Genomic DNA, 15,231 nt, shown 5'->3' with positions numbered 1-15,231 from the left:
TAAATATCAGAACCTAATTGTTGCCGACGCTGGAAAGTCAGCGTCGGCAAGTGGCGAATTGTTTTATTCCTCGATGTCGACCTTCTCGAAGCGGTGCGACCCGAGTGGTTCCATGACGTAATTCTTCACGTTCCTGGACATCGGCAACACGACCGTTGAATGCGCGAGCGGAATCCATGGAGCCTGATCGATGACGATTGCCTGTGCCTCCTGATAGAGCCTGGTTCGCTCATCCTTGTTCGAACTCACCCTCGCTTTCTGCAGAATATCTTCCAATGGCTTGTGGCACCAATTGGCATTGTTGCTTCCGCCAACGCCAGAGCAACTGAAGAAATAGCTAAGCAGGTTGTCGGGATCACCATTATCGCTGGTGCCTCCGAGCACCACAGCTCCATCACGATCCTTGTCGCGGGCCTTCTTGAGATATTCACCCCATTCGTAGGAGACGATCTCTACCCCGACGCCGATCTTGGCAAGATCCGCCTGCATGAGCTCGGCCGCACGCCGCGCATTTGGCATATAAGGACGGCTGACAGGCATCGCCCAGATCTTCATCTTGAGGTCTTTGACACCTGCACCGTTGAGAAGCTTCTTTGCTCCATCAGGATCGTAGCTATATCCCTTTATATCATCGTTGTAGCCCCACATGCTGGGTGGCAGAACGCTTCGAGCGACCTGGCCCATTCCCTGATAGACAGCTTCCACGATCGCCTTTCTATCAATGGCCATATTTAGCGCCCGACGTACCTCTACCTTATCGAATGGGGTTGCTAGCGTGTTCATGGCGAGATAGGCCACGTTCAGACCCGGTTGTTCCATCACAGTAAGGTTTGGATCGGCTTTTAGCCGCGCAACATCTGCCGGAGCAGGATAAGCTGCTATATGACACTCACCCGCCTGAAGCTTCTGCATACGGGTGGCAGGGTCCGTTGTGATCACGAAGATCAGATTATCAATTTTAGGCGTACCGCCCCAATACTCTGCATTTGCAGCAAAGCGGATTACCGCATTGGTCTGATAATCCACGAAACGAAAAGGACCGGTGCCTACCGGCTTGCGGTCGAGATCCTCGCGCTGCCCGGCCTTCGCTAATTGCTCGGCATATTCCGCCGACATAATCGAGCCAAAGTTAAGAGCGAGCTTCGCGAGAAGAGATGCATCCGGCTGGTGGAGAACAAACTTCACAGTGTGGTCATCGATTTTGACGACTTCCTTGATAATCACCGGCATGTCCATAGCGTTGAACATTTCCCAGCCTGCACCGAGGAAATAATTGTTCCATGAATGCTTCTTGTCGAGCTGACGATTATAGGTGAACAGGACGTCGTCTGCGTTGAATTCACGGGTAGGCGCGAAGCTATCAGTAGAATGGAACTTCACCCCCTCGCGCAACTTCAACGTATATTCGAGATTGTCATCAGAGATGGCCCAGCTTTCTGCGAGGCCCGGAACAACGTCGGTCGTGCCGCTTTCGAACTCTGTCAGCCGGTCATAGATTGTCTCGGCAGAAGCATCCCACGTACTGTTTGTCGTATAAAGTGCTGCATCGAAGCCCTCCGGCGCTCCCTCAGAACAATAGACCAGTGTTTTTGCCATTGCCGGCACAAGTGTTACGCTGGAAAATGCTACCGCTGCCAATAGTGACAGTAGAGTTTTGCGTGTTCTTCTCGACTTCATTATCATTTCGTTCCCACATTCGCGTTTTCTTTTCGAGTTGCATATGCTGGGCAAGTTAGTCAGCTCGCCCTTCCGTCGTCGCAAGGCCTCGTCCAGGTGCCCAAACGGAATCCGGTCTGGTCCACAACACATCGTTACAAATCAGTTTCACGAGTTCCCTTGCATGCAGATCAAGGAACCGCTCTCCCTTTTCGGCAGTTGCGCTGCGCGGATCTCCCCAAGTTCCGGTAACCGGCGCACGCTCGGCAAACGAATAGAAGCGCGAAACGTCCGCCGGTACGTCGACAGGATGTTGTTGATTGCCGAATGCCTGTCCGAACTTGTCCGTCTTTACGGTATCACCGGTAATCGCCAGCATGACGGAAGCTTCCCCCTCACAAGCATGATGTGGTCCAGTATCGATCTGAAAGATTTCTCGTGCTTCGTCGCCCGCCAACATCCACGGTGTGGTGGCAACGATTGGCATCGCGAACTCAACAGCCAGTTCCCTGACAGCTACTGAAAGCGGATCGATATTGCCGCCATGGCCATTGACAATCAGGAGACGCGAAAATCCGAGCGCTTTCAATGATCTGGCTATGCAACGGATGACACGGCTGAACGTATCGTAATCAAGCGTGATAGTGCCGCCAAATGGCAAGTGGTGTTCACTCATACCAAGCCATTGTCCAGGGAGGACAGCTATGGGAACCTCATCGACCACGAGACGCGCGGCGCGAATGGCGGCAGCCGAAGCACTCACCGTGTCCGTAATGACCGGCAGGTGGGGGCCATGCTGCTCAAGCGATCCGACGGGTAGAACAGCAAGAGCGCCTGGCTTGCCCGCAATCTCGCGCAGGACCGGCGCGGTCATACGCGCCCATTCGACTTCCTTCGTCATGTTCAGTCCTCTTTTATATAATTCCAGATGAAGTTTGGTTAGAGCGGAGCGGCGACGTCACCGCTATCAAGTCTGATGGCCTCGAGCCTCGATGGACAGGGTTCGTGTTCTTCCATCCGATTGTCGCAGGGTGACCTGATCGAACTGGGCGATAACTGCACAGGAATGATTGGGAAAAATACGAACACGACTGCCGACAAGCGGCGGCGTGTCACTGAAACAAACGAACCCGTGTTCTTCAGAAAGGCGTTCGACTTCCCACATCTTTGAAGTGCCCTCCCCCACACCCACAGCTATTCCAAAGCCACCGCCACCAGAGCCGTGTGCACCAAGGTCGGAGGAGAGGGATTTGGAACCTGCATCGACAATGAAATGATGATCGTTATGAGCAACAACGGTGGCAATGATCGAGAGCGCAATGCTATCGCCCGATGCTATGCCGAGGCGAAGCGCAGTGCGGTCAAGGAAAGCGTAGTTTCCAGGCCGTATCTCGGTTATCCCGGACGGAATCGGAGCGCCGAAGCAAGTCGGTGTGGAACCCACTGATATTGCAGGAACTTCGACGCCCGCTTCCTTTAACTGTTCTGCGAGGTGAAGGAGGGTTTGTGCTTCCGCGTTTGCAATATCTGCCAGTTCTCCAGCGGACTTGCTGCCATAGGCATGACCTGCATGAGAAAAAAGGCCTGTAAACGCAAGATGCGGGTGTCGTACAATCTTTTGAGCCAGCACAATGGCTACAGGGTCTCGCGGCTTGACGCCGACACGCCCGAGGCCGACATCAACTTTCAGAAAAACGCCAAGCTTTACATCATGTGCTTTTGCGGCAGTAGCAATCGCCTGGATGCCGATCTCGTGAGCGGCGATAAATGACAGCTTGGCATCGAAAATCTGCGCAGCGCGTATCAGACGACTGATCGAATCCGGTCTGACGATAGGATAAGCGAGGGTCACCGATGGAATGCCGCCCTCAACAAAGACCAGCGCTTCGTCTGGTTTGGACGCAGTGACGCCGATTGCGCCAAGCTGAAGCTGGCGTTTGGCAATCGTAAGGCTCTTATGTGTCTTGATGTGAGGCCGCAGCGACACCCCGGCGTTGTCCGCCTTCTGCTGCATCTCTTTCAAGTTACGCATCAGGCGATCTTCGTTTATTTCTACGTAAGGTGTCTGGATGTCGACCGGGTTTGGACGGTTGAAGTTGTTAATTGCCACCGCTTGTTCAATCAATGTTATCTCCGGCAATCTGACTGGCTGCAAAGCATGCCGCCAACTCGTTCCACTAAACCCGAAGGTCGCAGAAACAGATTTGCATAGCCAGGACAGGCAATCAAATTATTTTCTTATAATAAAATATTTTTCCTAAAATGCGGATGTGGATTCAGTCTTAACTAAAGACATCAATCCGCTTTGAATTTGATGGTTTGTGTATTGACCAGCGTGGAAACCAGTTCTGTTTCGGGTGTTGAACAGACGCACAGGATCTGGGCGGGCTCTTCACTCACGCTTAAATAGCCATGGCCAGTCATAGCGTCGAAATAGGCGGAGTCACCTTTCTTGAGACGAAGAGGGGCATAAATTTCTGAATGCAGTTCCAGTTCACCCTCGAGTACGTAGATGAATTCCTCGCCCTTGTGCCGGATGAGCGGCCCAAATTCCTCAAGCGTTCGAGCATGCGCCACAGCGAGGATCGGAACCATCGCCTTCTTGTAGATCTCTGTGCAAAGATAGAGATAGTCGTAGTTCTGCGTAATGATCGAACGGCCCTCTCCGGACTTTGTGTATGTACGCCGGCCCATCACATTTGAAAGTTCATCAGGGGTGGCTACGGCCCCAAAAAGCTCTGCAATATCAACACTGATGCCCTGAGCAAGCTGGATAAGCCGGTCATAAGTTAGCTGCATCTGGTTGTTCTCAACCTTGGAAAGGGTTGACACTGCAAGCCCGGTCATTGCGCTAACTTCAGCAAGAGTCCAATGGTTGCGGCCCCGGATGTCCCTCAGGATATCGCCGAGGCTGGATTTCGCATCATTCATCATCGACATCTCCCATTCGCATGATCTACCCCCCGAGACATCCAGGGCCCTGTTTCAAGAGGTGAAATTACGTCGCCGACATGAGCACGTAGTTTACATCTCGCTGTAAAACAACATGGTGCCCTACTGGGCCAGCGGATCCGCAACTCTCGGCCAGTAAGGTTTTTCCAGTTTTGTGAAAGGCAGATCTTCGAAACGTGGCTGCAGCGCACCGGGAGCGCCAACATAGAGTATCTCGCGCGCGATAGGTTCAAAACCCGCCCGGAAATGGTTACTCGACTTGACCACGATAATCTTCTTTTTCGATGGATCAATTCCGAGCCCCGTCATGCATTCCGGGTGAAATGTCTGCGTGCGGATGGTATTCAGCACGATATCGATACTTCCCACATTGACCCAAACGGCATCCCCGATACCAAGCGGCGTCGGACCAAATCGCTGCGTAATGTCCGAAGCAATCCGCCGGACCGTGACAGTCAGATCCAGTGGCGCACCCGACACCTCTCCGACCTTTCCTCCAATCCTCAACGCGAGCTTGGCGCCTTCTCCCGCTTCCTGGCACATCCGCACGGCGATCGGATCCCAATAAAGACAAGAGGCGACGTTTTCAATTCCGCGTTCAATAATGCGGCGCAGAATAAAAGTGGAGTCGCCTGGGGCTCCACCACCAGCATTGTCTGAAACGTCGGCCAATACGATGGGGCCATCCTGTGCTTCGAATGCACGGTCGAGCGCCTCGTCAACGGACAGGTAAGTGCCGCGCATTTGCTCACGTGCATCGTATATCTCTCGCCCAAAGATTTCGGCGACACGAGCCGCCTTCTGCTGATCACCGTCGGTGACAACGAGCATTTTCGCCCCGACATCCGCAACGTCTCCCCATGGAAAACCGTGGCCGAAGGAGACAGCCAATACGCCATCGTTCCCTTCTGCCGCTTTCATACGGTCCACGATTCCGCGCAACGGTTCCCGGTGCGGGTGAAAAATGCTGATGAGACGGCAGTCATAGACCGCCATGGCAGGGGCGACTTCACCCCAGAGCGTTCGTTCCAGTATAGCAAAGAGCTGACCTGCTATAATCTCAATATCGGTATGCGGGTATTCCTTGTAAGTTACGATTATCGTTGCATTGTCGATCATGCGGTCAGTGATATGACAATGCAGATCGAGCTCGACGGCTATCGGAACATGAGCGCCAACAAGGCTGCGTATACGGGTAATAAGATCCCCTTCGACATCATCATAACCGTCAGCAACGCAGGCACCATGGAGTGCAAGCATGACGGCATCCACTGGCAACGCCGCCTCAAGATCGTCAAGAATTGTTTTGCGAAAATGTTCGTAGACAGAGCGGGTGGTTTTGCCGCCAGGCTCAGCCACGGCGCAAAGACTTTCGGCGATGCTCCACCCCCTGACTTCTGCTGCATCGCGCCAGACAGACAGTTGCGATGAACAGCAGTTCAGCGCCTTCGAAGTGGCATCACCATAGGCGATCAAGTTTTCAGAGAAGGCCTGGAGACCAGTCTGCATTGGCGAAAACGTATTCGTTTCGGTATCTAGGCCCGCTATGAAAATCTTCATTATCGTCTCTTATTGTGCGATCAAATTTTCCGATAATAAACATGACGATTTCACCCGGTCAACGCAACATGACTGTTCCCAAAAAGTATGTTGCAGCAATTCATTTGGCCCGAAGCACACCGCCATACTCGCCACAGCTGTGCTGTTAGCAGGCAGAAGATGCTTGAGGTGCCGACGGTAGTGCGAAGAGTCTTTTCCTGGAAAAATGGACCGAAGTTAGTGAAAACGCTACCGAAGCGGGGCTGCGGTCATCATCAGCCATAAGCTGGCCAGAACAGTTGCAAATGTTTGAAAACCAATAAATACCACCAGCGATAGAGACGATGATAGCCCAGCGGTAATGCCTTTCCCCCGGCAGCAGCCAAACGTGCCATGTCACGCATCCGGATCCACATCCAGACAACCGGGCCCTTTCCAGTCGAACCCCGAAGGTAAAATCAGATAATTCTGATTATGCCAGACAATATGCCCAGGCACTTGATCTTACCGTCAAGAATCTCCGAGTAAACCCGTCGCTTCGGGATGGGATGAATTGAAGTTGCACTGCAGGTGATATCGCTCTGCGAGAACTATATTCATGGCCCCCTCGGTTGAGAGCGTTAGATGCCAACCCGCAGAAATAAGAGCCCTGTTTACCAATTAGCAGGAACCAACCACTTGTCAGTCAAGCTTGCAGAGATAGATGATTGAATTTCATCTATCCGACCCGTTTTAAGATTACCGTAGGACGGCTTTTGCCGTCTGCTGTAGCAGTGGTCGCCGAGAAAACATCGTAGGCTGGAGCCCTAACATCGTAATATTCCGCCTAGCGAGCCACCCACGCGGACCGTGGAACTTGATTACCAGTCAGGAATTCAGACCGACCCATTTCAGCCATCGCCTGTGCCCGGTTCGCTGCAAAATGCATTTCCGGTGCTCTTTTAGCGAACGATTGCCGCATCGGGTCCTGACAATCCATCGTAAAGTATGCCGGTTGGTTGTTGATCTTCCCGCTAAGACGAAAGACCCTTGTCTGATGCAGCCTCCTCTACTAGAAAATCGATGACTGCTCGCACGGCGGGGAGTTGCCCACGTTTGTGTGGTGTGAGGATTGTTGACATTACGGTGCCCGCCGTCCATGTCGGCAGTATACGGACCAGCTGCCCTTCCCTGACTGCCTCCGCAGATATCATTTCAGGTAAACAAACAATCCCCAAACCCATTACGGCAGCCCTTATCAACGTCACAGATTCATCGGAATAAAACTGCGGTCGTGGCACCACTTCTACAGTACGACCGTCTGAATCGCTCAACCGCCAGGGCTTCATTGTCATGTTGGACATCAGACCCCGATGCTCGCTCAATACCTCGGGCGTTGTCGGCTCGCCGTGCTGGTCGACATAAGAGGGTGCAGCCACTAGAATAATCCGATCTTCACTCAAGCGACGTTGTATCAGGTCTGAGTCCGGTAACGGCTCAAAATGGCTACGAACCGCTATGTCAAAACCATCCTGCACCAGATCAATAAAGCGGTCGGTGACGTGTAACTGTACCGTGAGTTTCGGAAACTGCCGTGCCAGCAGAGGCAAACGGTCCGCAAGCTGAAACTGGGCGGTAGGTACCGATGCTGTGATGCGCACAGTGCCGCTGGGTTCCGCCAGCCGCCGATGCACAACGGCTTCGACCGCCTCCGCTTCGATCATCGCAGCACGAGCATGATCGTAAACTTCACGGCCTACGTCGGTCAACGAAAACCTGCGCGAGGTGCGGTGGACCAATTGTGCGCCGAGTGTCTTCTCAAGGGCCGCGACCCTTTTGCTGATCGTCGATTTCGGGCAATCGAGCCGTCGAGCTGCCGCGGCGAAGCCCCCGTTATCAACTGCTTGAGTGAAGAAATATAGATCGTTGAGGTTCAACATTAACGTCCACATATGTGTACATTGAGTCTCTTTTTGCCAGTCTTTTAGATGAAAGTCTACATATGTAATCTGGAGCGGATCAATCATACGGAGACATTCAATGAAAGCGATATCCGAACCAATCCTCGCCTCCGGCTTTCCGCTTGGCAGTTCCGCGGGGCTCGTCACTGCCTTTGAATGGCTTGGCCAGCCCTATCGCATTACCCGCGTGGACATGCTTGGGGAAATGCGCACTGAAGCCTATCAACGCCTGAACGGCAGGGTGGAAACGCCAGTGCTTATCACTTCCGAAGATCACGTTCTCACCGAGACGATGGCGATCGCCCTGTGGCTGGAGGCGCGCGATACCGAACGCAGGATCAGCTTCGAGCCTGGCACGCCAGAGGCTGACCGCATGCATCAATACATCGCCTTTCTCAACACGGGATTCACTGGAGCATTCTCTCCAATGTGGGTCGCGCTGGAAGCGGAGGAGGCCACCGAAGACGAAAAACAAACGCTGCGCAAATTCGGACGCAGCTTCGTTGCCCAACGCCACGAACAGCTCGAAGCAATGATCGGCGATACCGACTATCTGTTGGGAAACAAGCCGACATTGGCGGACGCAGTGTTCGTTGGCGTAGCGCGTTGGGCGGATTTCCACCAGGCAATCGAACCTCACGATTTTCCGCGCATTCTGCGGTTGCGCCAACGCCTCGAGGCTGACACCGCGTTTCGTTTTGCACTGGCAATCGAAAACGGCAAGCCAGTCATCGGCGGTAGTGCTATGAAAGGACTTGTCCCACTTGAAGATGTGCTGCGGAATAGAGGGGGATTCCTGGCCGCCTGAAGCTTTCTGAAGGCCCCCCGCACGGCTGTCTACAGCCAGCGTGCATGCCTCTCCTTAAGCTCCTTGACCGCTTAATATCGAACAGGCTCGCATGTTGCAAAGCTTTTGCTCCGACAAGCACCGCCGGCGGTGCACATTAACAACTTCCATGTCGCCAGCCTGTTCACTATCCCGCTATTCAAATGCCGCGCCTTCATGCGACTCGGATTTCAGGAAAAAATAACAGTGCCCATTTCTTCGCTTACAGGTGCTAACCGTATAAGGGCCATTTGGTCGGCCCTCCTTATCGCCGCATTGGCGCTCTGTGCGCCTTTCAAGGCACTTACGGGAGAGCAAGGCTAGTCGGGAGCACCCGGATAGCAAGTCCGCAGCCGTTCTGGGGAGAAGCTTTTCCAATCCCAACCAAGATCCCCGCATCCATCAAGGACCAGACCTTCCGGCTAGTTGTACGGATCAGCCATCGAAGCACCATATTTCGCGTTTTAGAAATTCCGTATTTGCTGTTTGAGTTCTTTGGCAAAGCGATCGAGATCTGTTTTACCCGTTTCTCTGGCTTTCGACATTTCTGAGATCGCATCCTCACTTTCCTCTAGCATCGTTAGATATTTGGCTTTCAGATCGCTATTCTCTGGCACAGCCCCGATATTGTCGCGAATACGTCCCTGCTCACCTTGAAGATACTCAAGTTTCTCCTCAACCCTTTGAAGGTCAAGCTGCTTGTCGATTTGCTGCTGCCTTAATTTTGCAAGCTGGCTAAATTTTTCTGCAACACCCTTATCAGAAGCCGAGGACGACCAACTTAGAAGGGCAGTCGGATCGACATCGATGAGCCCGAAACTTTCGCTGCGGAGCTGTTCATCAACAGCGACAACTGATTGTTCTTCCCCGGCCTTGACCGAGGCTTTCAACCGGTGGTGGGAAACTGTCTTGCCATCATCAGCGTGAGAGGAAAACGACCAGCCCACCCGAACTGGGTGTTCAATAATAACCGTCCTGTCAACATCAAGAGCGCCGGATATCCGATAGATCGTAGTTTCGCGCAATTTTTCAGAAATACGAACGATTCCGTCCGCGACTTTGATATCGGTGATCTGTCTCGTTGGTTCCTGCTCTTGCGTAATCGTTACCTTACGGTCTGTCGCGAAAGCGGCAATTCTCGTATCCCCCTTTGGGAGGTTCAATAGCTGGGCATCACCAACGTAACCGGCAACACTGTCGTAAACAGTCAGGATACCGCCTGGCATGCTGTTGCCTGTTGAATTCTTCAGCATAATAGCGGCAACCGGATGGATATTGCTGCTACCGTTTCGATAGATTGAGATCATTTCCGCTTCGATCTGTGCATCAGTAATAGGCACAGATAAGCTATCACCATTGGTCAGACTAAATGTGCCGGGGAGCTCAAAACTTGCACTGTTGTCGTTCTCAGAGACCGCAGCAACGGTATCGCTCGGATTTGCCGCCGCAGAACCACCTCCATAGCCATTAATGGCTGGCGCAGGCGCGCGCATCTCTTCTACCGCTTGCTCATCACTCTCGAAGACTGCGGCCTTCTCGCTCGCGGCGGAGCGCGACCTCACTCTATTCGCCAGATTCCCGGTATCTGCCTCGACAACATTATTGGTCGCCGTGTCTACAATTACCTCAGTCCTATCCTTCCAATAGATATGGTGCAGGCGTTGCTTTAGGGTGACAGGGTCAGCCGAAGTAAGCGTCAACTTGACGTCTTTCCAATCTTCGCCGCTTGCATTTTCGACAACGGCCCAGGCCTGAAGTCTGGCTTTGCCATTTGGCTCCGTTAAAATCCGATAAGCTGTTTTCCAGATGGGCGCTGCAACGACATAAGCCAGACGCGAATCCGCGACTGAAAGATTGCGGACAGTTATGCGAATGACACGAGCACTATCGTTGCTCCCGCGTCCCAAGGCTGTTGTAGCATTTGTGAGCTTTAGCTTCATCTCAGCGTCATCAACACTTAGCGACGTATCTTCTCCAATTTTGATGGTTTGGATATGCCCATCCTGATCAAGCACAGTCAGCACGTGAAAGTTTGCATTGCCGGATTTGTTCAAAGCTTCAACGCCGAGGACTTTACCCCTGACGGTTTTTCCAGCACTGGAAACCGTAACTGCCGTTCCGGGTATCGAAGACAGGAAAGCAGACAATGAGGACAGGCTCGACGGTGAAAATGGGAGCTGTCGGAAAGTCTCCTCAAGCAGATTTGGACCAGCGAGAGAAACGCTCATTATCGCACCCGTTCCACCTTTGAGGACAAGGCTCTTGAGTACATCGTCGACCTGATTGAGAGGAACTTCGATCTCGACAATTCCATCGTTGGAAACTGTAGGCTTTCTGGATATTTCTGCCATACCACCAGAAGACAATGTAATTGCGTCGATGGAGCCCGAGCTTGAAGCCAGAACCGTTGACGAGAGCAAGGTAACGGCAAACGAGGTCAACGTGATAAGCTTTATCATAAGAATCTCCAGTCGAATGAAGGCCTTTGTGAGCCAACTTTCCGCTCCTTAAAAGCCAGTTTTGCATTGTTGGCGGTGGTATCTGGACTAGAAAGTTTGAATTTTTCTTTGAATGCTTTCGAGTGTAAACAATACTCGGCTTAACATAACAAATGGTCTGCTGCCGGTTATTCGGTCACCGTTGCGTTAATCGCACCTTGTTCTCAAAGTCCTTCCAGGTGAAATGCCTCCGTGCCGAGTGCTGACGTGGGCATTGATTCGTCCCTGCCTGATGTACTGCATCCCTTCAGGCAAGAATAAGGGTGCATGATAATTCGTACGTCAACTTCTTTATCTGGAAGCTTGGCGTGACATCACCAGCGCCGAAAACTGGCAGAGCGATGATATCAATCGGCTGAAGCAATATCTGCGCCAAAAGGTGGACGAAGGTAATGCCGAAGGGTTCGAGGAACGCGGGGGGTAAACCGCAAGTAAATGCGTTGCCAGCGTGAAAGACCTGTTTGGGTATGGACCGTTTGGTGGCCGTGGCATGGTTAGGCTGAGGGGGCTGCATAGCTTCAATGATATAGGGGTGCATCGTTACGATTTTGTCGCAAAAATTTCAGCTGGTTAATAGTAATCTTATTCTTGAACACATTTATGCTGCGAGCTCCGCAAAGAGCTGGAATGGCGAGCGAATTGTCATTCGCGAACTGCTTCTTGCGGATCGTGTGCGCTACTTCGATGCCCGCGATTGTCGCTGAGGCTGAATGAACGGCCTTGAAGCCCAACACGTGTTGGTAATCCGCTTGATAAACCAGTGATCCTGCTCAAGGGCGTTATTGAGATATTTTACCTGCAGAATTTCAATCATCTTGCTGTGACCCGTGATTTCAGGATTGGAGGCCGGGGCTAATCGCCAAGCCAGTATCGCGTTTCTAACTGGCTGGCGACATCGCGTTTCTAATCAGCTTTGACAAAGTATGTGGGAGCTGTACGCGCTATTCCCATGGCACTACAGTCCATTTTTTGTTGGTAAAAAGATTGGCACTAACCCGTTTGAATAATCTAAAAAATTGCTGTAGAGGCCGTTTGGTTTCGCGCCACACCTTACTCCATCCCTTGCAGGTAAAAGTGCGCTCGCCATGTAAATCGCTACCAAGTTGGAATGATGGTCTGCTGCCGCGAAGAAAAAAATCCTGTACACACACAGCTGGAAAAAGTTGAAGAGTATTCAAGTCTTTCGCCCACGGTTTTCTAAAATCAAACAGAAAATGATCCACGGGCGTATTGCATCCCGCACTTTGGCGCAGAAGCCGTTGTGCGCCTTGCTGAGTTAGAATATATCCCCCGGCTCCCAGGTGATTGCTACGCAAGCCATATAATTTACGCCCAGCGACGATAGAAGCTGGAGCTTTATCAAGCTTCACCGGCCGTAACATGGTTTCCAGTTTAATGATGTCTGTTTCACCAGGAATCCATTCTGTCGTACGTAATAACCAGGACGCGTCAGGCATAATATGCAAGTCGTCTTCCAAAATCGCAGCAGCGACAAGCCCGTCCTCCACAATACGTTGCCAGCAGATACGATGGCTCATGAAACAGGCTGCTTCTCCGGGCCGGACATATGTATTGTGACAGAAACTACTGCCATCAATCGCAGGAACGCGGGTAAATTGCAGATCGAGAGCATCGAATGTATCAAGCATATGCCGCAGTCGATCCGGTCGGCGGTCCAGATTAATTACGAAGATATTCAACGGCTGGACCTTTGTTTGGACTTAGCGGCATTGCGACTATATCTGTCCGGCTTGGCATACTTCGGTTTCCAGTCGTCCCCGGCTGGCCAAATCTTGATCGGTCGTTCTTTCGCTCTTTCAAAGAGCCAATCACGTTCCTGTTTCCACGTGTGATTCTGCCAGCCCTGCCAACTGAACCCTGCAATTTCCACGTCCCATATCTCGGCAGGGAGCCGCTCCAGCGCATAGCGGATAGCCAGGTATCCTGTGCTCGGGAAGGTGCGCTGGCTCACAATTTCATCGAGGTTGAGTCCAAGCGCTTCACAGCCCTTTTCATATTCAACCGGAGACAAGATGGCGACGGTCTTCCCAACGCGACCATACATGGCAAGAGCGGCCCAGGTCCAATCTGCTCGTCTGCCTTTCATGCGCGCCCACAGGCTCGGTTTTAAGGAGTATTTTTCGATCGTTAAAGGATGGGAAACCAGAAAAACCATTTCCGCTTCCTGTACCAGGCAGGACGTAGAATACTGATCATTCTTCAATCGCCTTTCCATCGGCTTGCCAGTGTTGGCAACGAAGAGCCAGGTAGTCTTGGTACCACTCATTCCGATTGATGTTTTTGGCTCGTTGAAACGAATAACATGATCGCTATTATTAACCTGCTCCGACATGTCCATTAGCAAAGGACCATTGCCGACAATAAAGGCTCTTTTTTTTGTCATACAAGCCCACCGGATGTTATTTAATATTCTTAATAGCACAGGCCGATTCAAAAATAGGCCGTTCGACATTTCCATGCAATAGAAATTTTATTGGTTACTTCAATTCTGCCTATCAATACTTTTCAATCGATAAGCAGTTAAGATGTCATCTGATCTGCCCTGCGTTGACCAGGTAGTCACCACAGCACTCGAATGCCGCGTTTAAACCAAATGAACCGGGCGCGTATCTGCATTGAGCGTTCCGGCACGACATGTTGTTTCAGTTTGGCAACTGTGCGCTCAAAACATCGATAAATGCGCGAAGGCCTGCAGGGACGTGGCGACGACCGGGGTAGTACAGACACAATCCAGGCGCAGGAGGACACCAGCTTTCCAGCACCAGGACCAGTTTTCCTTTCTGTACCGCTTCTGCCGCCGCCTTCTCAGGTACATAGGCGATGCCCATGCCGGCAACGGCTGCCTCCACCATCATTCCATTATGATCAAGCGTCAACACACCTGGCACGTCGACGGTGCGAATTTCACCCGCCTGTTCAAACTCCCATTGATACAATTTCCCGCTTGGCAGACGTTGGCGAATACAGCGATGCGACCGAAGTTCATCGGGAACTGTTGGCGCTGGATGGCTTGCCAGATAATCAGGAGCGGCAACGGCTAGAAACCGCAGAGGTCCACCGAAGGGTACGGCAATCATGTCCAGCGGCACGGCATCAGCAAGACGAATACCTGCGTCAATCGCAACGAAACTTTGAATAGAAACTTATATCGCAACGAGGAATTTCAACCACTTGTTGAAAACAATCTTTCCTGCGGCCTAAGCGGTACAGTTGTATTATGAAATAACAATTGAAATTTACGTTCAGTAAACCAGCTCTTTCACCTCATCTTCTTGTTAGGTGTGCACCGCGCGAAAATCAAAGGCGGACGCCTGTTGACTTAAGATAAGCCAATTCTGACTAGCGCTCGTGGACAAAGGGTATCCATAGTTTGACTGCAGCGATTGCGACGAAACCGAGGTAGGATTCCTTGGTCTTGTCATAGCGGGTCGCAACGCGCCGCCAGTTCTTGAGCTTGTTGAAGAGGCGCTCGATCTGATTACGCCATTTGTATTTGGCTTTGTCGTGCGGGATTGGTTGGCGTCTGTTGCTTTTTGTCGGAATGACGGCCTCGATATTGGCGCTGGCGATCTCGTCGCGAATGGCGTCAGCGTCATAACCCTTGTCGGCGAGGAACGCCTCGATCTGGTCGGAGATCATCCGGAATAACGGCGCGAAGCCCTGGGTATCATGCGTTTGTCCGGGCGTCAGGACGAAGCCGAGCGGTCGGCCTTTCGCATCGCACCGGGCATGGAGTTTGGTTGTGAAACCGCCGCGCGATCGGCCAAGCGCCTCGGTCTCTTGAGTCCCCTTTTTATGC

Annotated in this window: 12 protein-coding genes and 2 pseudogenes; 1 reads left to right on the top strand and 13 read right to left on the bottom strand. The window is 52.1% G+C overall.

Features of this window, described 5'->3' with window-relative positions; translation table 11 throughout:
* Positions 1–63: 63 nt before the first annotated feature.
* The 7 genes from AAE521_RS17235 to AAE521_RS17205 form a co-directional block, all read right to left on the bottom strand.
* Entirely contained in the window at positions 64–1,677 is a 1,614-nt protein-coding gene (locus tag AAE521_RS17235; RefSeq protein WP_342061982.1) for an ABC transporter substrate-binding protein, read from the bottom strand.
* 55 nt (positions 1,678–1,732) lie between these two features.
* Complete coding sequence (locus tag AAE521_RS17230; protein WP_342061981.1) at positions 1,733–2,557, bottom strand: creatininase family protein; 825 nt, start codon at positions 2,555–2,557, stop codon at positions 1,733–1,735.
* Positions 2,558–2,623: 66 nt separating this feature from the next.
* Positions 2,624–3,781 (bottom strand): alanine racemase, encoded by a 1,158-nt coding sequence (locus AAE521_RS17225; RefSeq protein WP_342061980.1) that lies wholly within the window; start codon positions 3,779–3,781, stop codon positions 2,624–2,626.
* Positions 3,782–3,951: 170 nt separating this feature from the next.
* A complete protein-coding gene (locus tag AAE521_RS17220) occupies positions 3,952–4,590 on the bottom strand; it encodes a helix-turn-helix domain-containing protein (protein ID WP_235817672.1) in 639 nt (212 codons plus the stop codon).
* A gap of 120 nt (positions 4,591–4,710) precedes the next feature.
* Positions 4,711–6,168 (bottom strand): M81 family metallopeptidase, encoded by a 1,458-nt coding sequence (locus tag AAE521_RS17215; protein ID WP_342061979.1) that lies wholly within the window; start codon positions 6,166–6,168, stop codon positions 4,711–4,713.
* Positions 6,169–6,422: 254 nt separating this feature from the next.
* A complete protein-coding gene (locus AAE521_RS17210; RefSeq protein WP_342061978.1) occupies positions 6,423–6,542 on the bottom strand; it encodes a hypothetical protein in 120 nt (39 codons plus the stop codon).
* Positions 6,543–7,160: 618 nt separating this feature from the next.
* Positions 7,161–8,066 (bottom strand): LysR substrate-binding domain-containing protein, encoded by a 906-nt coding sequence (locus AAE521_RS17205; protein WP_342062041.1) that lies wholly within the window; start codon positions 8,064–8,066, stop codon positions 7,161–7,163.
* A gap of 100 nt (positions 8,067–8,166) precedes the next feature.
* Between AAE521_RS17205 and AAE521_RS17200 the strand changes: the two genes are divergently transcribed.
* A complete protein-coding gene (locus AAE521_RS17200; RefSeq protein WP_342061977.1) occupies positions 8,167–8,895 on the top strand; it encodes a glutathione S-transferase family protein in 729 nt (242 codons plus the stop codon).
* Positions 8,896–9,377: 482 nt separating this feature from the next.
* Here the strand turns inward: AAE521_RS17200 and AAE521_RS17195 are convergent, their stop codons facing one another.
* The 6 genes and pseudogenes from AAE521_RS17195 to AAE521_RS17170 form a co-directional block, all read right to left on the bottom strand.
* Entirely contained in the window at positions 9,378–11,372 is a 1,995-nt protein-coding gene (locus tag AAE521_RS17195; RefSeq protein WP_342061976.1) for a DUF4139 domain-containing protein, read from the bottom strand.
* Between the two features lie 637 nt (positions 11,373–12,009).
* Positions 12,010–12,240: pseudogene (locus AAE521_RS17190) on the bottom strand (DDE-type integrase/transposase/recombinase); the annotation flags it as partial.
* Positions 12,241–12,352: 112 nt separating this feature from the next.
* Positions 12,353–13,111 carry a glycosyltransferase family 25 protein gene (locus AAE521_RS17185; protein ID WP_342061975.1) on the bottom strand — a complete coding sequence of 253 codons (759 nt, stop codon included), beginning with the start codon at positions 13,109–13,111 and terminating at the stop codon, positions 12,353–12,355.
* On the bottom strand, positions 13,108–13,815 hold the full coding sequence (locus tag AAE521_RS17180; protein ID WP_071633283.1) for a glycosyltransferase family 29 protein: 708 nt from the start codon (positions 13,813–13,815) through the stop codon (positions 13,108–13,110). Before AAE521_RS17180 ends, AAE521_RS17185 begins: the two co-directional genes overlap by 4 nt.
* Before the next feature lie 259 nt (positions 13,816–14,074).
* Positions 14,075–14,548: pseudogene (locus tag AAE521_RS17175) on the bottom strand (LysR substrate-binding domain-containing protein); the annotation flags it as partial.
* A 223-nt stretch (positions 14,549–14,771) separates the two neighbouring features.
* On the bottom strand, positions 14,772–15,231 hold a 460-nt coding region (locus AAE521_RS17170; protein WP_342061974.1), incomplete at its 5' end, for an IS5 family transposase.

The sequence above is a fragment of the Brucella cytisi genome, from assembly GCF_038433355.1.
GTDB lineage: Bacteria > Pseudomonadota > Alphaproteobacteria > Rhizobiales > Rhizobiaceae > Brucella > Brucella cytisi.
This window is presented reverse-complemented; position numbering and strand designations above follow the sequence as displayed.

Excerpts from the sequence above, each read along its gene's own strand:
- AAE521_RS17235 (WP_342061982.1), bottom strand. The coding sequence starts at position 1,677 with ATGAAGTCGAGAAGAACACGCAAAACTCTACTGTCACTATTGGCAGCG.
- AAE521_RS17230 (WP_342061981.1), bottom strand. The coding sequence starts at position 2,557 with ATGACGAAGGAAGTCGAATGGGCGCGTATGACCGCGCCGGTCCTGCGC.
- AAE521_RS17220 (WP_235817672.1), bottom strand. The coding sequence starts at position 4,590 with ATGATGAATGATGCGAAATCCAGCCTCGGCGATATCCTGAGGGACATC.
- AAE521_RS17215 (WP_342061979.1), bottom strand. The coding sequence starts at position 6,168 with ATGAAGATTTTCATAGCGGGCCTAGATACCGAAACGAATACGTTTTCG.
- AAE521_RS17210 (WP_342061978.1), bottom strand. The coding sequence starts at position 6,542 with ATGGCACGTTTGGCTGCTGCCGGGGGAAAGGCATTACCGCTGGGCTAT.
- AAE521_RS17205 (WP_342062041.1), bottom strand. The coding sequence starts at position 8,066 with ATGTTGAACCTCAACGATCTATATTTCTTCACTCAAGCAGTTGATAAC.
- AAE521_RS17200 (WP_342061977.1), top strand. The coding sequence starts at position 8,167 with ATGAAAGCGATATCCGAACCAATCCTCGCCTCCGGCTTTCCGCTTGGC.
- AAE521_RS17195 (WP_342061976.1), bottom strand. The coding sequence starts at position 11,372 with ATGATAAAGCTTATCACGTTGACCTCGTTTGCCGTTACCTTGCTCTCG.
- AAE521_RS17180 (WP_071633283.1), bottom strand. The coding sequence starts at position 13,815 with ATGACAAAAAAAAGAGCCTTTATTGTCGGCAATGGTCCTTTGCTAATG.